The sequence below is a fragment of the Phaeobacter sp. JH20_08 genome (genome assembly GCF_048056635.1).
GTDB classification, from domain to species: domain Bacteria; phylum Pseudomonadota; class Alphaproteobacteria; order Rhodobacterales; family Rhodobacteraceae; genus Phaeobacter; species Phaeobacter bryozoorum.
Window position 1 is genome coordinate 920,639 of the sequence record NZ_JAYMVV010000005.1, and the last position, 20,093, is coordinate 940,731.

Here is a 20,093-nt window from a genome sequence, read left to right on the forward strand (position 1 = left end):
TAGAATTCTTGCGACTTTAGCCAGCCCCAAAGTATTCGCCAACAAAACCGGCGAGATCAGAGGCCTGCCGCACCGCAAGTCCGGGGACCGCGACGGATTTGCCACCACTTGGAGCTATCGCTGCGGTGAAACCAAGTTTTTGCGCTTCTTTCAACCGGTTTTCGGTCTGGGGGGCCGGTCGCAGGGCTCCTGAGAGCGATATTTCTCCGAATACCACCGTATCAGAGGGCAATGCGGTGTCTTCGCGGGCGCTGAGCAGCGCCGCCGCCACCGCCAGATCCGCCGCAGGTTCCGATATCTTCATGCCGCCGGCCACATTCAGATAGACGTCGAGCCCGGCAAAGGGGATGCCGCAGCGCGCTTCCAGCACGGCAAGGATCATCGCCAGGCGCGAAGAGTCCCAGCCCACCACGGCCCGGCGTGGCTGCGAATGCGGCGAGGGCGCGACCAGCGCCTGCATCTCGACCAGAACCGGGCGGGTACCTTCAATGCCAGAAAACACCACAGAACCGGGCGAGGGTGTGCCGCGTTCCGACAGAAACAGCGCCGAGGGGTTGCGGACTTCGCTCAGCCCGCCACCGGTCATCTCGAAGACGCCGATCTCATCCGCCGGACCAAAGCGGTTCTTGACCGCGCGCAGAATGCGGAACTGATGCCCGCGCTCGCCTTCGAAATACAGCACGGTATCCACCATATGCTCGACCACCCGCGGACCGGCAATCTGGCCTTCCTTGGTGACATGGCCCACCATGATGATAGAGATCCCATTGGTCTTGGCAAAGGTGGTCAGCTCATGCGCCGCGGCACGGACCTGGCTTACGGATCCCGGCGCGCTGTCCACATGATCGGCCCACATGGTCTGAATGGAGTCGATGATCGCCAGCTGTGGCCGCTCCGCCTCCAGCGTGGTCAGGATATCGCGCAGATTGGTCTCCGCCGCCAGCTTGACCGGCGCTTCAGCCAATCCCAGCCGCTGCGCCCGCATGCGTACCTGCGCACTGGCCTCTTCGCCGCTGACATAGATCGTCTTGAGGCCTGAATGGGCAAACTGCGCCGCCGCCTGTAGCAGCAGCGTCGATTTCCCGATCCCAGGATCGCCGCCCACCAGAATGGCCGAGGCAGGCACCAGCCCGCCGCCCAGCACCCTGTCCAGTTCCGCAACCCCGCAGCAGGTGCGTGGCGGTGGCGTCTCCTCGGTTGCAAGATCGCTGAGTGGAATGGTCTTGCCCCGGCGCATGCCCAGAGATTTCGACGCCGGGCCGCCTTTGGACAGGCCCTTGTCTTCGGTGATGGAATTCCACTCGCCACAGCCATCGCAGCGCCCGGACCACTTTGAAAAAGATGCTCCGCAGGCAGAGCAGGAATATGTTGTTTTTGCCATCCGGTAGATCTGGCAGATGTTTCTGGTTTGTTCAAGTGTTGCGGTCGCTGAAACCGATCCTGCGAGGCGCTGCCTCGCGCTCCGGGATATTTGACGCCAGAAGATGGGAAGTAGCGGATTTCTTCTGGCCGGAAATATCCCGGGGGAGGCCGCAAGGCCGGGGGCAGAGCCCCCGCGGACCCGGTTCTTACTCGGCAGTTCTGACCCGCCGCTCGGTTATCAGCCCCAGCACCACCGAGGCCAGGATACAGCCTGTAAACAGATAAAGCCCCCAGGCGGTTTCGATCGTCGCGTAGCCGATCCCCTTGGCCAGGGTGATATAGAGCGCGATCAGAAAGACATCGGCCATCGCCAGCTTGCCCAGAATATGGAGGACGGGCTGTAGCCGCATATCCAGCAGGCCCCATTGCACCAGCGCCAGCCCGATGGTTTTGAGATAGGGCGCAAAGATCGCAAAAGCCGTGACCGTCAGAGCGAGGATGACATCGCTGCCCCAGAGGCTCTGCAAGCCGGTGATAACCGAGATCTCGCTGAGGCCGAAGATCGGCAGCAGACCCGCCCGCATCAACGGCGCAAACCAGGCGACGGGGTAGAGGATCAAGAGCGAAAGGGTGAGGAGGCGGAGGATCATGGCAGCTCGTTTTCTGTGGGTCGGCCAAGACTTGCGCGTTTAGTGCCGGATTTGAAGGGGGAAGGCTGCGTGCGAACGCCAGACGCGGTGCCAGAGATAGCGACCCTCGCAAAGAAAAGGCCGCGAGGCCTAACGCACCGCCTCGATCGGTCCTTCCGCGCGGCCGTGGATGAACTGGTCGAGATAGGGATCGCCCGACTGGTCCATCTCGCTGACCGGGCCGGTCCATTGGATCACGCCTGCGTGCAGCATCGCCACATTGTCGGCAATGGCGCGGACCGAGGACATGTCGTGGGTGATGGTCATCGCCGTTGCGCCCATCTCGACCACGATTTCGCGGATCAGGTCGTTGATGACGCCGGACATGATCGGGTCGAGGCCGGTGGTTGGTTCATCAAAGAAGATGATTTCGGGCTCGGCTGCAATCGCACGGGCAAGTCCCACACGCTTCTGCATGCCGCCCGACAGTTCTGCGGGCAGCCGGTCCGCCACATCAGCCTTCAGACCCACCCGGCGCAGCTTCTCGATGGCGATTTCGCGCGCCTCTTCGGTGGGCCGCTTCAGCGCGCCGCGCAAGAGGCGGAAGGCCACGTTTTGCCAGACCGGCAAGCTGTCAAACAGCGCGCCGCCCTGGAACAGCATCCCGAAGCGGGCCAGAAACATGTCGCGGTCGCCGGATCCGGCGGGTTTGCCATCGACAAGGATCTCACCGCTGTCGGGCTGGATCAGGCCAAGGATGCTTTTCAGCGCCACCGATTTGCCGGTACCGGAGCCGCCGATGATCACCATCGAGGTGCCTTTGGCGATCTCGAGATTCATGCCGTTCAGCACGCGGTTGTCGCCAAAGGCCTTATAGACGTCTTTCATCTGGATCATAGCGAGAAGAAAATCCCTGTAAGGACAAAATTGGCGGCCAGGATCAGCACGGCTGCGGCCTCAACCGAGCCTTTGGTGGCGCGGCCGACGCCCTGCGCGCCGCGGCCCGACTGCATGCCGTAGTAGCAGCCCATCGTGGCGGCGATGGTGCCAAAGGCGGCGCCTTTTACCAGGCTCGAGACGATGTCGCGGGCTTCGAGGAAATCTACGGTATTCTTCAGATAGGCAGCCGGGTTGAAGCCCAGATTCTGGGTTGCCACCACATAGCCGCCCATAATGCCGATGATGTCACCAACCCCGACAAGCACCGGCACTGTGATCAGCGCGGCCAGCACCCGCGGCGCCACCAGGTATTTCATCGGATGGGTGGAGAGCGTCACCAGCGCGTCGATCTGCTCGGTCACCTTCATGGTGGCGATTTCGGCTGCGATGGAGGAGGTGACGCGCGCAGCAATCATCAGCCCGACCAGAACCGGGCCGAGTTCGCGGACCATGCCGATCGCCACGATCTGCGGCACCACAGCCTCTGCGTTGAAGCGGGCGCCGCCGGCATAGATCTGCAAGGCCAGGGCCGCGCCGGTGAAAATCGCGGTCAGCCCAACCACCGGCAGCGACAGCCAGCCCACCTGCAACAGCGCATTAAGCAGCTCGCGCGGGTAGAAGGGCGGGCGCAGCATGTGGCTGAAGGTCGAAAGACCAAAGAGCGTGACCCGCCCCACAGCCCCCAGTCCGGCAAGGGCCATCTGTCCCAGCCGGGCAAGCAGGCTGAGGGGCGAGAGACGCGAGAGGGTGCTCATCCGGTGTAGCTCCGTGCATAGCGGCTGCCGAGGGAAGTGAGAATTTCATAGCCGATGGTGCCGGCCGCATCGGCAAGCGTATCGACGGTCTGGCGTTCATTCAGAATGGTCAGATGACCCGGCTCGTCACTAAGGTCGGTGACATCGACCGTGATCAGATCCATCGACACCCGGCCGACCACGGGGCAGGGCGTGTCGCCCGCGTAGACCTTGATCCCACCATTGCCAAGCGCGCGGTGCAGCCCGTCGGCATAGCCTGCGGCGACGGTGGCAATACGGCTGGGGCGCTGTGCAGTCCAGCTGTTGCCATAGCCGACGGTCTCGCCGAGATCCAGGCTGCGGATCTGGATCACGGGCAGATCGAGTTGCACCACCGGCAGCGCATCACCGAAGGGCTGGCCACCATATAGGCCGATGCCCGGACGGCAGAGGTCGAAGTGATACTTGCGCCCCAGCAGCAGCCCGCCGGTCGCGGCGAGGGAGCGGGGCAGATCAAGCCCGTCGGTCATCTCGACGAAGCGCTGCAACTGCTGGTCGTTCATCGGATGGGCCGGCTCATCGGCGCAGGCCAGATGCGACATCAGCAGCACCGGCCCCTGGCTGAGCGCGATGTCGCGCACGGCGCTCCACTCGGCGGCTTCCATGCCGAGCCGGTTCATGCCGCTGTCGAGCTGCACGCCAAAGGGGTGCCCCGGCAGGCTTTCGAAATGGCGCAGCATCTGGTCCAGCGAATTGAGCATCGGCGTCAGCTGGAAATCACGCAGCAGTTTTGCATCGCCTTCCATATGGCCTGCAAAGACCGAGATGCCGGGGCCGGGCCCGATGGCGCGGCGCAGGGCGACGCCTTCCTCTGCCATGGCCACGAAGAAATTGCGCGCGCCCGCCTTGGCCAGCGCCTTGCCAACGCGGCCTGCGTCCAGCCCATAGCCATTGGCCTTGACCACGGCGGCGGTTTCGCAATTGGTCAGCGCATCGAGATTGCGCCAGTTGGTCACCAGCGCATCGAGGTTGAGTGTCAGTCTAGCAGTCGTCATGTGCTGTTCATGACATGGGGGGCACAGGGGTCAAGGGGGAAACCGCATTCCGGCTTTGCTGCGGGCGTGCTTGGCGGAGTTTCGGCGCTGACCTGACACATATCGGCCTGCGGGGAGGCCGGGCCTGCGGGGGCTGTCACGGCAAGTGATGATCTGCGCCGCGATCGGGGATTTTGAGTATTTCTGGAAAGGTGACAGGCAAGACCTGGACCATGACCGAGGACAAGCGCCGAGCTGCGGCCCAAGTCGGCAGGGCGCGCGGGGCAGGGCCGCGGCATAACAATAAGGCAGCGCAATAGATCTGCGCCGCCTGATGTCGATTGCCAGAGTATCAGCGCTCAATATTCGGGCGCATGGTCCTGCTGCCAGGCTTTGGCGAGATTGCCGAAACGGGTGAACTGCGCCTCAAACGCCAGTTCCACGGTGCCGATGGGGCCGTGACGCTGCTTGCCGACGATCACCTCGGCCTTGGCGTGCAGCCGTTCCATGGCCTGTTTCCATTCTTCCATCTTGTCCAGCTCGTGATCGCCGGGCTTCTCGCGCTCCTTGTAGTATTCCTCGCGGAACACGAACATGACCACGTCGGCATCCTGCTCGATCGAGCCTGATTCCCGCAGATCCGACAGCTGCGGACGTTTGTCTTCCCGGCTTTCCACCTGACGCGACAGCTGGGAGAGGGCAACCACCGGAATGTTCAGCTCCTTGGCGATGGCCTTCATGCCCATGGAGATCTCGGCGATTTCATTGACCCGGTTGTCAGCCATGCCGCGACAGAGCTGGAGGTAGTCGATGACCAGCAGATCCAGCCCATGGGTCCGCTTCAGGCGTCGTGCCCGGGCCGCGAGCTGCGAGATCGGCAGCGCCGGGGTGTCGTCGATAAACAGCGGACAGCTTTCCAGATCCTTCGCCGCCTGAACGAACCGGCGGAACTCTTCCTCGGTCATATCGCCCTGACGGATCTTGTGGGAGGAAATTTCCGAAGCCTCGGCGAGGATACGGCCGGCCAGCTGTTCGGCCGACATCTCCAGCGAGAAAAAGCCAACCACCCCCCCGTCAATGGCGCCTTCGGTGCCATCGGGTTTCACACCCCGCTTATAGGCCTTGGCCACGTTGAAGGCGATGTTGGTCGCCAGCGAGGTCTTGCCCATCGAGGGCCGCCCGGCGAGGATCAGGAGGTCCGAGGGGTGCAGGCCGCCGAGCTGTTTGTCGAGATCAGCCAGACCGGTGGAAATCCCGGCCATGCCGCCGCCACGCTGATAGGCTTCATTGGTGACATTGACCGCTTCGGTGACCGCCTTGAGAAAGGATTTGAAGCCGCTTTCCGTCTGCCCCTGTTCGGCCAGTTTATAAAGCGACTGTTCCGCCTCGACGATCTGCTCCTTGGGTTCGGAGGCGACATCGACGCGGCGTGCCTTGTCGGCGATGCTGCGCCCCAGTGCGATCAGCTCGCGGCGGATCGCCAGATCATAGATCATCTGCGCATAGTCGCGCACCGCAAAGGCCGAGATCGAGGCGCCTGCCAGTTTTGCCAGATAGGCAGGGCCGCCCAGTTCCTTCAGCCCCTCGTCATCCTCCATGAACGCCTTCAGCGTGACCGGGGAGGCCAGCGTGTTCTTTGAGATCCGCGCAGCGGCGATCTCGTAGATGCGGGCATGGACCGGATCGTAGAAATGCGCCGAGGTGATGATCGAGGCAACGCGGTCGTAGACGTCGTTGTTGGTCAGGATGGCGCCGAGGAGCTGCTGTTCGGCCTCGACGGAATGGGGCAGGATGTTGACGTCGTCTGCATTGCCCTCGCCAGTGGCATCAGGCTGCGGGGCGGCGGGCAGATTGGGGTCAAAAGGCGTAATATCGTTCATCGCTGCTCTCGTCTTTGGCCCCGCGTTATACCGGCGTGGCGCGCGGTTTGGCTATCTGGAAAACTCTGTGGATGAATTGTGAACAGCCTGTGGATATCCGCAGGCTGGCCTGTGCGCCAAATCCACAGAGACCGGCTTGGGCTGGGCGCAGTCTATATCATGTGGTGCAATCTGGGAAGCGATCTATATCTGGGCGATTGCCAGTGGCAGGGACGATTCGAGGGCAGCCCTGTCCACAGGCCGCCCCCGGTGCATCACTGTGCTGATTTCAGATCAGGCGGATTTATGCGCGTCCTGCCAGGCGCGCGGATCCTTGAGGAAACGCTCCACCTCATCCAGCGTCTCGCTGGAGAAGGCCTGCTGCGCGCGCGCCTCGGCCAGCACGTCCCACCAGGTGCACAGATAGTGCAGCGATACGCCGTGGTCGCCCAGCGTCTTTTCGGTTTCGGGGAAGATGTCGTAGTAGAAGACCACTGCCGTATGGCCACAGGAGGCGCCGGTTTCGCGGATCGCATCGACAAAGGACAGTTTCGAACCGCCATCGGTGGTCAGATCCTCCACCAGCAGCACCCGCTCGCCATCGCTCATCGCGCCTTCGATGCGGGCGTTCTTGCCATAGCCTTTGGGCTTCTTGCGCACATAGGTCATCGGCAGCGCCATGCGCTCGGCGACCAGCGCGGCAAAGGGAATACCTGCGGTTTCGCCCCCGGCAATATTGTCAAAGGCCTCAAAGCCGGCATTGCGCATCACTGTGACGGTCATGAAATCCATCAGCGTCGAGCGGATCCGCGGAAAGGAGATCAGCTTGCGGCAGTCGATATAGCTGGGCGACGGCAGGCCGGAGGCCAGGGTATAAGGCGTCTCGGTATTGAAATTCACCGCGCCGATCTCCAGCAGCATACGGGCGGAAAGACGGGCGATTTCTTCGCGGGAAGGGTAGGAGGAGGGGATCATTCTATCATCCTTGTGGTCGGCGCGAGCCGCCGGTGGCAGGAGCCTCCGGCGGGGATATTTGGAGCCAGAAGATATGGTCAGGCAACTTTCCAGAATACATCAAACCCCGGATCAAAGACGGTCACCGGGCCATCGGCGGTGCTGATCTGGTCGGGGAACATCACGGCATTGTCCTGTTTGATCAGGGTCAGCCTGTCTGCATTGACGGGCAGGCCGTAGAAGGCTGGGCCATGTTCCGAGGCAAAGCCCGCCAGCTTGTCCAGCGCGGCCTCTTCTTCGAAGACATGCGCGAGCAGCGACATCGTATTGGGGGCGGTGAAACAGCCGGCACAGCCGCAGGCGCTGAGTTTGTTGGGGTCGGTATGGGGCGCGGAATCCGTGCCGAGGAAAAACCGCCGATCGCCGGAGGTGGCGGCCGCGCGCAGGGCGATCCTGTGCTCCTCGCGCTTGGCCACCGGCAGGCAGTAGTAATGCGGTTTGATGCCGCCGGCCAGGATGTGGTTGCGGTTGATGATCAGATGGTGCGTGGTGATTGTCGCGCCGAGGTCTTCGTTCTGGCTGGTGACATAATCGGCGGCGTTTCTGGTGGTGATATGTTCCATCACCACCCGCAGGCCCGGTGTCGCCTTGCGGATCGGGTCCAGCACCCGGTCGATGAAAACCGCCTCGCGGTCGAAAATGTCGATATCATGGTCAGTGACCTCGCCATGGGTGCAGAGCGGCAGGCCGATCTCTGCCATCGTCTCCAGCACCGCACGGACCTTGTCGAAATTGCTCACCCCCGAAGCAGAGTTGGTGGTGGCCCCGGCCGGATACAGCTTCACCGCCTTGACCAGACCGCTGGCGTGGGCCGCTGCCACATCCGCAGGATCGGTGTCCTCGGTCAGGTAGAGCGTCATCAGCGGTTCAAATGCCATGCCGTCGGGCAGGGCCGCCAGAATACGGTCGCGGTAGGCGGCGGCCTGGTCACCGGTCACCACGGGCGGCACCAGATTCGGCATGATGATCGCACGGCCGAAATGGCGGGCGGTTTCGGGGAGAACGGCCTTCAGCATCGCGCCGTCGCGCAGATGCAGATGCCAGTCATCGGGGCGGGGGATGGTGAGCTGAACGGTCATGGCGTTCGCCTAGCACAGGGCCGCGCGAAGGGGAAGCGACGGGATCATCTTGTCGCGCCGCTGGCCTGTCCCCGGTGTCGCTCAGCGCTCGGGTGGCAGGGTGATCTCGCCCTCGGCAGCTCGTTTCCGGAGCGCCTCAAGCCGACGACGGAAGCGCGGGGCGCGCAGCCTGCCGGTGACATTGCGGCAGAGCAGCGCCATCAGATAGGGGCGGTCTGTCTGTTCCAGCTCTGCCATCAGCTTTCGCAGATACGGGCCATTGGTGCGGCGGGCGCGATAGAGTTTGTAGAACTGCTGTTCCGTCAGCCGGTCGGCACCGGCCAGCGCCAGAATATTATAGAGGATTTCCATCTCGATCAGCCGGGTCTGCACAGTGTCGCCCAGATGGGGCGTGCGCAGGCGCATCACGTTTTTTCGTGCAAACAGGGCGGCATGCATGGAATCCAGCCGCTCACGCGGATCGTAGATCACAAAGCCCTGCCGGGCCGCATCCATCATGTCGGGGGCAAACCCGTAGCGATTGCTGAAATCGACACGGCGCATCTCGGTGAAGCGGTCGTCCCAGTCTGTCAGCCGGGGATCAAGGGTTGCTTGCGGCTGGATCGCGACCACGGTAGCGCCGGGCGCGGCCACGGAGAAGGCGGCCGCGGCATAGCCGCAGGGACCGGCGCCGTAGAACACCACCTTGTCGAATTCGTCAAAGAAACCATCATCGATCAGCTGGTCGAAAAACCCGAAGATGCGGTCATTGCGAAACCAGGTGTCGCCGTTGGAGATGAGGCACAGATGCGACCAGCCCAGGTTCTTGACCAGATCAAACCCGAGGGGCTGCGCCAGATCTGACAGGTTGTGGATGCCTTGGATTGTCTCAAAGCTGACCAGCAGCGTATTGCCCTGATCGATGAAGCTGGCAAAGTGACGATTCCCGAGCGGCTGATACATGCCGTTTTCTTCGGCCAGCGCGGCCATGCGGGCCTGCCACTGCGCGGGCTTCAGCCCGGACAGATCCTCGTCCAGCGTGTCCAACGTATCCTGCTGCATAGCCTCGTCCTCTCGCCCCGTCCTGGATCGGACGGGTTTGCCTCCAGCAACATCTAAAGGCGAAATAAGGCTAAAATTGGAAATTGTAAGGCCGGTTTGTCGGCCATTGTTGCGCGCAAAAGGAGGCGGAACGGCTTGCTGCGCGGGCGCCGGGGGCGGGCCGATCGCATCCGGTCAGGGCTCAGCTCTGCCCACTGCTCAGTCCTGCCCATTGTCGGGGTTGCCGCTGCCCTGCTGCGCGCTGTGACGGCCCAAGGTGGCAAAACCGGCGAGAGTGCGGGCGGTTCCGGGGCTGATCAGCCGCGAAGGCGGAGTCATCAGCAGGCGCGAAAACAATGTCCGATAGGCGTCCTGCTGCATCAACATGCGAAAGCGGTCGTGGCGCCACTGCACCGCACGTTCGTGCAGGCGCTGAAGCTTGGGGTCTTCGCGCAGCAGCTCGGCGATCGCCTCACGGGCGGGGCGATAGCGGGCGATGCTGCCGTCTTCATCGGTGTTGAAATTGCGTTCCACCCAATAATCCATGCCCAGCTCGCCCGGGCGGTTGACCCGTCCGCGGTCGGCTTTCAGCACATAGCTCTCCATCGCGCCAAGCGGGTAGTGGTTGAGCTGCACCAGATCGAAATTCGACTGACCATAGTTGGAATAGATCCGCTGCGTCCTGAAGTCCTGACCCAATTCACGACCCGATCCGTCGAACCAGCGATACCGCGCCAGCGCGGCCTCCTCCTGTGGGCTTCGCGGGCGATGCACCCCCAGTTTGCGATAGGTGCCGTCATTGCGATAGAGCGTCTTGAACATCGCCGCGCGCCACGGCCAGTGGATCACCTCCGGTGCGCAGCGGGTAAAGCTGTCGGTCACCGGCTGGTCCTGATAGCGCACCGTTTCGCCATTGCCGAACAGCCGCCAGGTGAGGGTGATCGCATCCGCCTCCGGCAGCGCGTCATGCAGGTCGGTCAGGCGGCCGTCTCCGACGTGGATATTGACGAACTCATCCACGTCAAACGCCATCACCCAGTCCGCCTTGCGCATCAGCCGGTGTTTGTCCGCTTTCTTCAGCCCGGTGAACTGGATGCCGCCCTTGTCATAGGGGCCGTCGTTGCGCAGATGGGTGATATGGCCCAGTTCATCCAGTCGATCCAGCATCCGGTCGGTGCCATCCGCGCAGTCATTGGACAGGATCAGAATGTCGCTGAAGCCGACGGCCTTGTGATGGGCGATCCACTCCAGCAGGAAAGCCCCTTCGTTCTTTACACATGTTACGGCCAGTGTTCGCATGCTGTCTCCCGCTACGTCTGTGCCGTCGCCGCCTTGGGGGCATGGCGCGCCCTTGGGGCGGATGGCCTGCCTCTGTCATCGCATTGCAGCGAAAGCCGGTCAATGTCATGCGCCGCTGCGCCGGGTGTTTGGGCCTTGCTGTGCAGATCGGTACATGCGGTGAGGGCGTGGTCGGCGGGGCGTCTATGAGACCAAAGTGGCATCGACAAGCGCTTGACCCGACCGGTTCGGCGTGGCCTCTTGGTGCCGAACATATGGCCTGTTGGTCAGGGGCCAGATGTCTCCTGATCAGGGACCAGAAGGGGGGCAGATGTCGCAGGAAACACAGGCGGTCGAGCCGGAAAATCCCACCCGCCACGCAGCGGACAGTGCCCAGGCTCGGGGACGGGCTCAGGGGCAGGCTCAGGCCAACGGTCTGCCCGGCTCCATTGATGCGGTGCAAACCCTGCTGACAGGCGCGGGCTATGTCGCGGATCGCGGGCTTGCCACGGTGGTCTTCCTGTCGCTGCGCCTCGGTCGGCCGCTGTTTCTGGAGGGCGAGGCCGGGGTCGGCAAGACCGAGATCGCCAAGACACTCGCTGCCGCGCTTGGACGTCGGCTGATAAGGCTGCAATGCTACGAGGGGCTGGATGCCGCCAGCGCCGTCTATGAATGGAACTTTGCCGCCCAGATGATGGCCATCCGCACCGCCGAAGTCGCCGCCGGGGAGGCAAGCGACCGTGCTGCGCTTCAGGCGGAACTCTTCAGCGACGACTATCTGATCCGCCGCCCGCTGCTTGAGGCGATGCAGCCGGACCCGGCGGGCGCACCTGTCTTGCTGATCGACGAACTCGACCGCACCGATGAGCCGTTCGAGGCCTTCCTGCTTGAGGCGCTCAGCGATTTTCAGGTCACCATCCCCGAACTTGGCACCATCAAGGCTCCCGAGCCGCCCATTGTGATCCTCACCTCCAATCGCACCCGCGAGGTGCATGACGCGCTGAAACGCCGCTGTCTCTATCACTGGGTGGATTACCCGGACTTTGAGCGCGAAATGGAGATCCTGACCGCCCGCGCTCCCGGTCTCGCACCGCGTCTGTCGCAGGAGGTCGTCGCCTTTGTGCAGGCCCTGCGCACCGAGGATCTGTTCAAACGCCCGGGCATCGCCGAAACCATCGACTGGGCCAATTGCCTGCTGGCGCTGGATGTGATCGACCTGTCGCCCGAGGTGATCGCCGACACGCTGGGGGCCATCCTGAAATATCAGGATGATATCAGCCGCCTGCATGGATCAGAGGCCAAACGCATTCTCGATCAGGCCCGTGCCGCGCTGGGTCCCGCCTGATGCGCCAGCCCTGTCCATATGCCTGAATACCCGCCATTGCCGCTGCCGGAAACGCCCCGGCTGGCGCAGAACATCACCCATTTCGCGCGGGCTTTGCGCCGCGCTGGGCTGCCTATTGGTCCGGGCCGGGTGAGCGAGGCGGTGGAGGCTGTTGCCGCTGCTGGCTTTACCTCGAAACAGGATTTCTACTGGACGCTGCACGCCTGTTTTGTCTCAAAGCCGGAGCATCGTCAGGTCTTTGCGCAGATCTTTCGCCTCTATTGGCGCGATCCGCGCTTTCTGGAGCATATGATGGCGGCGATGCTGCCCGCAATCCGTGGCACGCAGGAGGAGAAGGCCGCCAAACCGGCCCAGAAACGCGCCGCCGAGGCATTGCTGGACGGGGCTGAGGCACCGGATCGCCCTGACCCGCCGGAGGGGGAGGAGCCACCGGAACAGCTGGAATTAAACGCCGAACTCACCATGTCGCGCGAGGAACGGTTGCGGCAGCTCGACTTTGAGCAGATGAGCACCGCCGAGGTGGCCGAGGCCAAGCGGATGCTGGCCAAGATGCAGCTGCCGATCCGCCCCATTCAGTCGCGCCGCCTGATGGCGGCTCCCTCTGGCAGCCGGATCAACTGGCGGCGCACGCTCGCCCAGGCCGCACGTCAGGGCGGAGAGGTCACGACCCTCGCACGGGCGCAGCGCCGACTGCGCTGGCCCAATCTGGTGGTGATCTGCGATATCTCCGGCTCGATGAGCCAGTATTCCCGCCTGATCCTGCATTTCCTGCATGCGGTCGCCAATCGCAAGGGGCCGGGCTGGGCGCGGGTCCATGGTTTTACCTTCGGCACACGGCTTACCAACATTACCCGCCATCTGGCGCAGCGCGATGTTGATGCCGCCCTGGCCGCAGCCGGGGCCGAGGCGCAGGACTGGGAGGGCGGCACAAGGATCGGCGCCTGCCTGCATGATTTCAACCGTGACTGGTCGCGCCGCGTCATGGGGCAGGGGGCCGTGGTCCTGCTGATCACCGACGGGCTGGACCGCGACGACAGCGATCAGCTCAGCGCGGAAATGCAGCGGCTGCATCTCTCCGCGCGCCGTCTGATCTGGCTCAACCCCTTGCTGCGCTTTGACGGGTTCGCCCCCAAGGCGCGCGGCATCCGCGCCATGCTGCCTCATGTCGACAGCTTTCGCGCAGGCCATTCCATTGCCGCGCTTCAGGATCTGGCGGATATGCTCGCGCGTCAGGATGACAGCGGCGAAAAACAGCGCCTGATGCAGATGCTGACCGCCGACTGACCCCGGCGCCCGACGCCCGCATCGGCAGGCTCTGGCCGAAAAATGACCCTCACAGGCAACTTATTTGCTTTGCCGCGAGTTGGCTCCTTAGGCTTTGCACTGCACAGCGAAAGGAACACCGCATGGTTTCGCAGCTTCTCAGATCCTCGACCGCGTTGGCGGTCATCGTCTCTCTCAGCCTTCCGGTCGCCGCACCGGCGCAGTCCAAATCGGATCCGACCGATCTCAGCCAGATGACGGCGGAGCAGATCACCGAGGCCGTGCAGCGCTGCCTGCGTTGGCTGCAAAACGGCCGCATCACCCCCGAGGGTGAGATCCTCAAAGGCAAGGGCAAAGGGGCCAAGGCACAATTCTGCCAGGCCTATGTCACCGGAGAGCTGGACGCAGCATTGGATCCGGCGCTCGCGTCCGTTGCGCTGATGGCGGGCGCTGAACAGGCTGAGCCTGCACCTGAGGCAGGCGAACAGGCTGAGCCAGCAGCGCCGACCGAGGCCGAGCAGGCCGCCGCCGCTCCGGTTGAACCTGCTCCAGAACCTGCCACAGACGCTGCCGATTCTCAGACCGCGCCGACCGAAGCTCCGGCCGAGACGGCAGAGACAGCCGCCGAACAGAGCGCAGGTGAAACCACCGCAGAGGCAGAGACACCGGCGGAGCCGACAGCCAATGACGGAGTGGATACAGCCGCCAGCACAGAGGCAGGCGCCGCCGCCGCACCCGAGGCTACGGCTGAGGCCGAGACCACCTCCGACGCCGAACTGGCCGCAGCGCTGGCAGAGGCTGAGGCTGGGACCGACCCTGCACCTGCGTCCGATCCTGAACCCGAACCCGAGGTTGAGCCGCTTGACAGTCAGGCGCAGGCCGACGCCCTTGCCCAGACCGAGGAGGCAGATGACAGCGCCGCCGCCGCAGCGGCCAGCGCCGCCGCCACCGAGGAGGCAGAGGTTGTCGAGGAAACCGTGACCGAGGACAGCGCGCGCAGCTCGGATGAGGAATTTGAAACCGCGGTGAACACCCCGGCGGCTGAGGCCGCGGCCACTGCCGAGACGTCTGCAAACGCTGAAACTGAAAGCAACAGCGCCGCTGCCACCGCAGACAACGACGATGACGGTCTCAGCAAGTTGCAGAAGGCCGCTCTGCTTGGACTGGGGGCCGTGGCCATCGGCCAGCTCCTGAAACAGGGCGAAACCGTTGTCAGCAATTCCGGCGACCGCGCGGTGGTTGAACAGAACGGCCAGTACCGGGTGATCAAGAATGACGACGCCCTGCTTCGCCAGCCCGGCAGCAATGTCACCACCTACAAGTTCAAGGACGGGTCCACCCGCACCGTTGTCGTACGCGAGGATGGCGCTGAGGTGGAAACCATCCGCGCCCGCGATGGCCGCGTCCTGCGCCGCACCCGCACGCTGACCGATGGCAGCACCGTGGTCCTGTTCGACGACACCCAGCGCAGCGACAATGTTGTGGTCTCCGAACTGCCCACCGCCGCGCCGCGTCAGTCAGGTTTCAGCAGCGACGCGATCAGCGCCGATGAGCTGGCGCTGGCGCTGGCGGCAAAGGAATCGCCGCAGGTCAACCGCCGCTTCTCCCTGCGCCAGATCCGCAATATTGACGCGGTGCGCCGCTTGGTGCCGGAAATCACCGTGCAATCCATCAACTTCGAGACCGGCTCTGCCGTGATCCGCGCCGCTGAGGCCGAAGAGCTATCGGCGCTGGGCAATGCCATGCGCGAGATGATTGCAAAGAACCCGCAGGACGTGTTCCTGATCGAAGGCCACACCGATGCGGTCGGTGCCGCGCCCTATAATCTGGCACTATCGGACCGCCGCGCCGAGAGTGTCGCGCTGGCGCTCACCGAATATTTCAACGTGCCGCCGGAAAACATGGTGGTGCAGGGCTATGGGGAAACCGATCTGGCGGTGGTGACACAGCGCGCCGAGCGCGCCAACCGCCGCGCTGCCGTACGCCGCATCACGCCGCTGCTACAGGGCGGTAGCTGACCGGGCGGCAGGGGGCAAACCCCCCGCATCTGCACATAGCAAAAGGGCGCCCCAACGAGGCGCCCTTTCTGTCTTGATCGCGCAGCGCGGTTACTTCCGGTTGCGCTTCTTGATCGACTTCACGGTTTTCACCATCTTGCCAAAGCTCTTGTCCTTGGCACGGCGCTGCGCCAGCGAGGCCGAGTTGAACGCCTCCTCCGCCGCCAGCTTGCGCCAGCGGTCAAGCCGCGCCGGGTCCACCTCGCCGGCTGCGATACCGGCCTGCACCGCGCAGCCCGGTTCGCCCTCATGGGCGCAGTTGCGGAACCGGCACTGGGTGGACAGCTCTTCAAGATCGGCGAAAACATCGCTCACCCCCTCGGCGGCATCGGTCAGCTGCAACTCCCGCATTCCCGGCGTGTCCAGCACGCCGCAGCCGTTTTCGATGAAATAGAGCTGCCGCCGGGTGGTGGTGTGGCGCCCGCGCGCGTCGTCTTCGCGGATTCCTTGGGTTGCGATATCCAGATCATCGCCCAATGCCTTGGTCAGCGTGGATTTGCCCACGCCGGAGGTGCCGAGAAAGGCAATCGTCTGCCCGGCCCGGACCCAGGGCGCCAGCGCCTCGCGCGCGGTCTCGCTCTTGGCGTTCAGCGGAACCACCTCAACCAGATCGGAAATCGCCTTTGCCTTGGTGACATAGGGCTCAAGATCGTCGCAGAGGTCGATCTTCGTCAGCACGATCACCGGCGTCACCTCCGCGTCAAAGGCCATGGCGATAAACCGTTCCAGCCGCGCGACGTTGAAATCCGCGTTGCAGGAGGTGACCACGAACATGGTGTCGATATTGGCCGCAATCAGCTGGATCTTGCGATCCTTGCCCGGCGCGCGGCGGCGGATCAGGCTCTTGCGCTCCAGCACCCGGCTATGGGTCGGCAGCTCGGCGTCCAGCATCAGCCAGTCGCCCACCGTGGCCTCGGGGCCGGGGGGGATCACCATGTCGATGCCATCGCCAAGTGCGCGCAGCCCGCTGCGGTTCACCTCGGTGATACGGACGGGCGGATGGCTGGCGATCTCTTCGAGATCGGTTTGCTGAGAGAAAAAGCTCTGCCAGCCCAGATGCTCCAGCGGGCTCAGCGGTCGCGCGGTATCGGCAGATCCGTCAGTGGAGGCGGGGCTCAGGAATTGGGAATAGTCCCTTGTCATTGGGAATGTCTTTCTTGGTGTGATCGCGGGGCCTGCCCGGATCCGTGTCTCTGATGAATGTCGCGCAGATCTTTCCTGACACCTGCGGATGAGCGCAGGTGGTCTTCACCGGGGCAATCTGCAAACCGGGGTGGCCTCTGCCGCCCCTTCTTCACCAGGACATAAACTCTCCAATTCTCTGGCGCTTGGTCTACCCGAGGCAGGGTGACTTGGCAAGCTTTCGCCGCGCGTGGCCTGTGCGCGCTGCCGGGCCTAGCGCGTCAACTCCCGCATGCCGCGCTCCAGTCCCGCCAATGTCATCGGCACCATCTGATCCTCGAAAATCTCCCGGATCATCTGGATCGAATGGGTATGGCCCCAATAGGCCTCCGGCACCGGGTTGATCCACAGATGTGAGGCCCACTGCGCCCGCGCCCGCTCCAGCCAGACCTGACCTGCCTCCGGGTTCCAATGCTCATTGGCGCCGCCGGGATAGGCGATTTCATAAGGCGACATCGAGGCATCGCCGACAAAGATACATTTATAGTCCGGCCCATAGGTGCGCAGCACCTCATGGGTGGGGATCTGCGCCTCCCAGCGGCGGCGGTTGTCGCGCCAGACCCCTTCATAGAGGCAATTGTGAAAATAGAAATATTCCAGATGCTTGAACTCGCTGCGCGCCGCCGAGAACAGCTCCTCCACCACCTTGATATGCGGATCCATCGACCCGCCGACATCCAGAAACAGCAGTACCTTCACCGCATTGTGCCGCTCGGGCCGGGTCTTCACATCCAGATAGCCATGTTCGGCGGTGGCGCGGATGGTGCCGGAGAGGTCCAGCTCCTCGGCAGCGCCCTCGCGCACCCAGCGGCGCAGCCGTTTCAGCGCCACCTTGATGTTGCGGATGCCCAGTTCGACATCGCCGTCGAGGTTCCTGAACTCGCGCTTGTCCCAGACCTTCACGGCGCGCTGGTGGCGGCTTTCCTTCTGGCCGATGCGCACGCCTTCGGGGTTGTAGCCATAGGCGCCAAAAGGCGAGGTGCCAGCGGTGCCGATCCACTTGTTGCCGCCCTGATGGCGGCCTTCCTGTTCCTTCAGCCGCTCTTTCAGGGTTTCCATCAGTTTTTCAAACCCGCCAAGCGCCTCGATTTCGCGGCGCTCTTCCTCGCTCAGATGCTTTTCCGCCATCTTGCGGATCCACTCCTCGGGAATATCCACGGCCTGCATCACCGCCTCGGCGGGGATCGCCTCCAGTCCCGAGAATGTCGTGGCAAAGGCACGGTCGAATTTGTCGATATTGCGCTCATCCTTCACCATGGCGGCGCGCGCCAGATAGTAGAAAGCGTCGATATCATAGGTCGCCAGCCCGGCCTTCATCCCCTCGAGAAAGGTTAGATACTCCCGCAGGGATACCGGAACCGCCGCCTTGCGCAGGTTTTCAAAGAAGGGCTGAAACATCGGGGTCTCCGTCAGGGCTGATCAGGCGGTCATGTCGCGGCCCATAGCCCCGCGTCAGAGCAGGGCGCGGTCCGCAAGGATGGTTGCAAACATCCCCAGAATACCAAAAACAATGGCGTATGCAGCGCCATATTGCAGTTTGTCCGCCAAGCTGCCGCCGCGTTTCTGGGCCGTACGGGCCCCCAGGAATGCGCCAATGATCAATGCGCCGATTACGATCATGCCAATGTCCGTATGTTAGAGTGTTCAGGTCTCACGTGGGGCCGCCGCGGGCCGGGTCAAGCCGGTGCGCCCCTCAGCTGCGGTTATTGCGGCGGCGCCAGGGCTGCGATTTCGCGCATTGCCCCCCGGACCGCCCAATCCGGGCCAAACCCGTATCGCGCCCACCCCTGACTGTCCAGCCTGACCGCATAGGCAGCGTCAGTTTGCCCCTCCAGCAGCAAGGCCTCGGCCTCCAGCAGCATCAGGCTTGACAACAGCACCGCATTCTCGCCGCGCGCTGCCACCGGCAGGGCAGGGCGGATCCGCGCCAGGGCGCTGGCGCCGTCGCCGCGCACGATGTCAAAGGCCGCCATGCGGCTGGCGATCTGCGCGCGCAGCAGCGGGCTGTCATAGCGCCCCTGCAAATAGATTAGCGCGGTCTCGAAATGCTGCTGCGCCAGCTCCGGCTCGTCCCGCTGCAAAATGCGCCCCAGCACATAGTGGTTGAACGCCCGCCGGTGATCCTGCCAGCCCAGATCGCGGGCAATGGCGGCGCCGCGATGGGCGGCCTGCAAACGGGTGCCGCGGCCAGTGCCCGGTGTCAGCGCCGCCTCGGTCGCGCGGATCCAGTCCCGAGAGGTGCGCGGCAGCGGCGCCGCGGCGCGCCCGGCACCTGCCGGGTTCAGCCGTGCCAGAATGGCAGGCAGGCGCGCGGCCACCTCGGCCCGTGTCATGCCGGTACGCAGCTCGGGCGCATAGCCCAGCCGCAGGATCAGCATGTCAAACCCGGTCAGTACCGTATGGATATTGTCATCGTTGAACACTGAATCCGGCAGCCGGTAGAGATCGTTCAGCGGCCCGATCGCCTGCGCCAGCTCTTCGTGCAGGCAGTCGCGGGTCTCTTGCGGGCTGACATCATTCGGCACAAAAATCGCCAGCCGCTGACGGGCGCGCAGATTGGCCCAATTGGTGCGCGGATGGCGCTTGTAGCGGCGATACTCCGCCAGCGAGCTGACGTTGGGGACCACGAAACAGGCCGCCCGGGGCGAGGCACGGCGGATCGCCTTGCGCGGCACGGCTTCGATGGTGATATTGGCCGCCCCGGTGGTCAGCTGCCGCAGGTCCAGCCCCGCTTCTCGGCGCAGCCGCAGCAGCAGCGCCTCCAGATCGCGGGTCAGCCCGCTGCCCGGCTGGCCGGTGACGCGCAGCGTGATCGGAGTTTCAAACCGGGTAAACACAGGCAGTTCGGTGCCGCCTTCCAGCTGGAAATGCAGATCCAGGAAATCCCGTGCGATATCGCTGTTGGCCCGCTGCGGCGCCACTGGATGGGCACGGGCAAAGCTCTTGGCCGGGGCCAGCGCTGCCGTGGCCGCGCCGCGGTGACCGGGGGCCGGCGGGGCGCTTCCGGTGCCACATCCCGCCAGTGTGGCGAGCAGCACCAGCGCGGCGCAGCCGCGCCGGAACACGCAGGACAGGGCAGCCGCCGGGCCGCTGCTGCCGCTGGCAGGCTTGCGCGGGGCCGCGATGGGGGGCCGGAATGTGAACAAGCGATATCTCCTGCGGCGCGATCGCCCCAGCTTGTGCCAAGACAGGGTTAAAAATCAATGTTATGGCTGGCCTTATCGCAGCGGTGTGACAATGAGAAGAGCTACCCGGCATCACATTGACGGCAAAATTTCGCCCGCGCCGCGGGCGGTGC

The 20,093-nt window shown here is 63.9% G+C and carries 17 protein-coding genes; 3 read left to right on the forward strand and 14 right to left on the reverse strand.

All coding sequences use genetic code 11. From position 1 onward, the window contains the following. Positions 1-16: 16 nt before the first annotated feature. The 10 genes from radA to VWY75_RS06440 all read right to left on the reverse strand — a co-directional run bounded on the left by radA (position 17) and on the right by VWY75_RS06440 (position 10,969). On the reverse strand, positions 17-1,381 hold the full coding sequence (gene radA, locus VWY75_RS06395) for a DNA repair protein RadA (protein WP_340545155.1): 1,365 nt from the start codon (positions 1,379-1,381) through the stop codon (positions 17-19). A 187-nt stretch (positions 1,382-1,568) separates the two neighbouring features. After that, complete coding sequence (locus tag VWY75_RS06400) at positions 1,569-2,012, reverse strand: paraquat-inducible protein A (RefSeq protein WP_416537774.1); 444 nt, start codon at positions 2,010-2,012, stop codon at positions 1,569-1,571. A 129-nt stretch (positions 2,013-2,141) separates the two neighbouring features. Then, the gene (locus tag VWY75_RS06405; RefSeq protein WP_416537773.1) at positions 2,142-2,888 is read right to left on the reverse strand and encodes an ABC transporter ATP-binding protein; all 747 of its coding nucleotides are present in this window, start codon (positions 2,886-2,888) and stop codon (positions 2,142-2,144) included. Then, positions 2,885-3,685 (reverse strand): MlaE family ABC transporter permease, encoded by an 801-nt coding sequence (locus VWY75_RS06410; protein ID WP_340545158.1) that lies wholly within the window; start codon positions 3,683-3,685, stop codon positions 2,885-2,887. The genes VWY75_RS06405 and VWY75_RS06410 overlap by 4 nt, the downstream gene beginning before the upstream one ends. Continuing rightward, positions 3,682-4,719 carry an alanine racemase gene (gene alr, locus VWY75_RS06415; RefSeq protein ID WP_416537772.1) on the reverse strand — a complete coding sequence of 346 codons (1,038 nt, stop codon included), beginning with the start codon at positions 4,717-4,719 and terminating at the stop codon, positions 3,682-3,684. Before alr ends, VWY75_RS06410 begins: the two co-directional genes overlap by 4 nt. 338 nt (positions 4,720-5,057) lie before the next feature. Beyond that, on the reverse strand, positions 5,058-6,578 hold the full coding sequence (locus tag VWY75_RS06420; protein WP_416537771.1) for a replicative DNA helicase: 1,521 nt from the start codon (positions 6,576-6,578) through the stop codon (positions 5,058-5,060). Positions 6,579-6,851: 273 nt separating this feature from the next. Continuing rightward, positions 6,852-7,532, reverse strand: coding sequence for an orotate phosphoribosyltransferase (locus tag VWY75_RS06425; protein WP_416535910.1), 681 nt, complete (start codon positions 7,530-7,532; stop codon positions 6,852-6,854). A 77-nt stretch (positions 7,533-7,609) separates the two neighbouring features. Then, positions 7,610-8,650 (reverse strand): dihydroorotase, encoded by a 1,041-nt coding sequence (gene pyrC, locus VWY75_RS06430; RefSeq protein ID WP_416537770.1) that lies wholly within the window; start codon positions 8,648-8,650, stop codon positions 7,610-7,612. An 81-nt stretch (positions 8,651-8,731) separates the two neighbouring features. Continuing rightward, positions 8,732-9,691, reverse strand: coding sequence for a phosphoadenosine phosphosulfate reductase (locus VWY75_RS06435; protein WP_416537769.1), 960 nt, complete (start codon positions 9,689-9,691; stop codon positions 8,732-8,734). 198 nt (positions 9,692-9,889) lie between these two features. Further along, positions 9,890-10,969 carry a glycosyltransferase family 2 protein gene (locus tag VWY75_RS06440; RefSeq protein WP_416537768.1) on the reverse strand — a complete coding sequence of 360 codons (1,080 nt, stop codon included), beginning with the start codon at positions 10,967-10,969 and terminating at the stop codon, positions 9,890-9,892. A gap of 310 nt (positions 10,970-11,279) precedes the next feature. Here VWY75_RS06440 and VWY75_RS06445 point away from each other — a divergent pair, with 310 nt between their 5' ends. The 3 genes from VWY75_RS06445 to VWY75_RS06455 all read left to right on the forward strand — a co-directional run bounded on the left by VWY75_RS06445 (position 11,280) and on the right by VWY75_RS06455 (position 15,574). Continuing rightward, entirely contained in the window at positions 11,280-12,293 is a 1,014-nt protein-coding gene (locus VWY75_RS06445) for an AAA family ATPase (RefSeq protein WP_416537767.1), read from the forward strand. Between the two features lie 18 nt (positions 12,294-12,311). After that, entirely contained in the window at positions 12,312-13,577 is a 1,266-nt protein-coding gene (locus VWY75_RS06450) for a vWA domain-containing protein (RefSeq protein WP_416537766.1), read from the forward strand. A gap of 122 nt (positions 13,578-13,699) precedes the next feature. Further along, positions 13,700-15,574, forward strand: a complete 1,875-nt coding sequence (locus tag VWY75_RS06455) for an OmpA family protein (RefSeq protein WP_416537765.1) — start codon at positions 13,700-13,702, stop codon at positions 15,572-15,574. 90 nt (positions 15,575-15,664) lie between these two features. On the opposite strand, the gene rsgA is transcribed toward VWY75_RS06455, so the two are convergent. From rsgA to VWY75_RS06475, 4 genes are all read right to left on the reverse strand, one after another. After that, positions 15,665-16,756 carry a ribosome small subunit-dependent GTPase A gene (gene rsgA, locus VWY75_RS06460; protein ID WP_416537764.1) on the reverse strand — a complete coding sequence of 364 codons (1,092 nt, stop codon included), beginning with the start codon at positions 16,754-16,756 and terminating at the stop codon, positions 15,665-15,667. Between the two features lie 252 nt (positions 16,757-17,008). Beyond that, entirely contained in the window at positions 17,009-18,193 is a 1,185-nt protein-coding gene (locus tag VWY75_RS06465; protein WP_416537763.1) for a vWA domain-containing protein, read from the reverse strand. A 54-nt stretch (positions 18,194-18,247) separates the two neighbouring features. After that, positions 18,248-18,415, reverse strand: coding sequence for a hypothetical protein (locus tag VWY75_RS06470; protein ID WP_340545170.1), 168 nt, complete (start codon positions 18,413-18,415; stop codon positions 18,248-18,250). A gap of 83 nt (positions 18,416-18,498) precedes the next feature. Continuing rightward, positions 18,499-19,869: a DUF2927 domain-containing protein gene (locus VWY75_RS06475; protein WP_416537800.1), complete on the reverse strand. Its 1,371-nt coding sequence runs from the start codon at positions 19,867-19,869 to the stop codon at positions 18,499-18,501. Positions 19,870-20,093: the final 224 nt, after the last annotated feature.

What these genes read in the sequence shown, in the direction of transcription:
- radA (WP_340545155.1), bottom strand. Translation starts at nt 1,381, where the DNA reads ATGGCAAAAACAACATATTCCTGCTCTGCCTGCGGAGCATCTTTTTCA.
- VWY75_RS06400 (WP_416537774.1), bottom strand. Translation starts at nt 2,012, where the DNA reads ATGATCCTCCGCCTCCTCACCCTTTCGCTCTTGATCCTCTACCCCGTC.
- VWY75_RS06405 (WP_416537773.1), bottom strand. Translation starts at nt 2,888, where the DNA reads ATGATCCAGATGAAAGACGTCTATAAGGCCTTTGGCGACAACCGCGTG.
- VWY75_RS06410 (WP_340545158.1), bottom strand. Translation starts at nt 3,685, where the DNA reads ATGAGCACCCTCTCGCGTCTCTCGCCCCTCAGCCTGCTTGCCCGGCTG.
- alr (WP_416537772.1), bottom strand. Translation starts at nt 4,719, where the DNA reads ATGACGACTGCTAGACTGACACTCAACCTCGATGCGCTGGTGACCAAC.
- VWY75_RS06420 (WP_416537771.1), bottom strand. Translation starts at nt 6,578, where the DNA reads ATGAACGATATTACGCCTTTTGACCCCAATCTGCCCGCCGCCCCGCAG.
- VWY75_RS06425 (WP_416535910.1), bottom strand. Translation starts at nt 7,532, where the DNA reads ATGATCCCCTCCTCCTACCCTTCCCGCGAAGAAATCGCCCGTCTTTCC.
- pyrC (WP_416537770.1), bottom strand. Translation starts at nt 8,650, where the DNA reads ATGACCGTTCAGCTCACCATCCCCCGCCCCGATGACTGGCATCTGCAT.
- VWY75_RS06435 (WP_416537769.1), bottom strand. Translation starts at nt 9,691, where the DNA reads ATGCAGCAGGATACGTTGGACACGCTGGACGAGGATCTGTCCGGGCTG.
- VWY75_RS06440 (WP_416537768.1), bottom strand. Translation starts at nt 10,969, where the DNA reads ATGCGAACACTGGCCGTAACATGTGTAAAGAACGAAGGGGCTTTCCTG.
- VWY75_RS06445 (WP_416537767.1), top strand. Translation starts at nt 11,280, where the DNA reads ATGTCGCAGGAAACACAGGCGGTCGAGCCGGAAAATCCCACCCGCCAC.
- VWY75_RS06450 (WP_416537766.1), top strand. Translation starts at nt 12,312, where the DNA reads ATGCCTGAATACCCGCCATTGCCGCTGCCGGAAACGCCCCGGCTGGCG.
- VWY75_RS06455 (WP_416537765.1), top strand. Translation starts at nt 13,700, where the DNA reads ATGGTTTCGCAGCTTCTCAGATCCTCGACCGCGTTGGCGGTCATCGTC.
- rsgA (WP_416537764.1), bottom strand. Translation starts at nt 16,756, where the DNA reads ATGACAAGGGACTATTCCCAATTCCTGAGCCCCGCCTCCACTGACGGA.
- VWY75_RS06465 (WP_416537763.1), bottom strand. Translation starts at nt 18,193, where the DNA reads ATGTTTCAGCCCTTCTTTGAAAACCTGCGCAAGGCGGCGGTTCCGGTA.
- VWY75_RS06470 (WP_340545170.1), bottom strand. Translation starts at nt 18,415, where the DNA reads ATGATCGTAATCGGCGCATTGATCATTGGCGCATTCCTGGGGGCCCGT.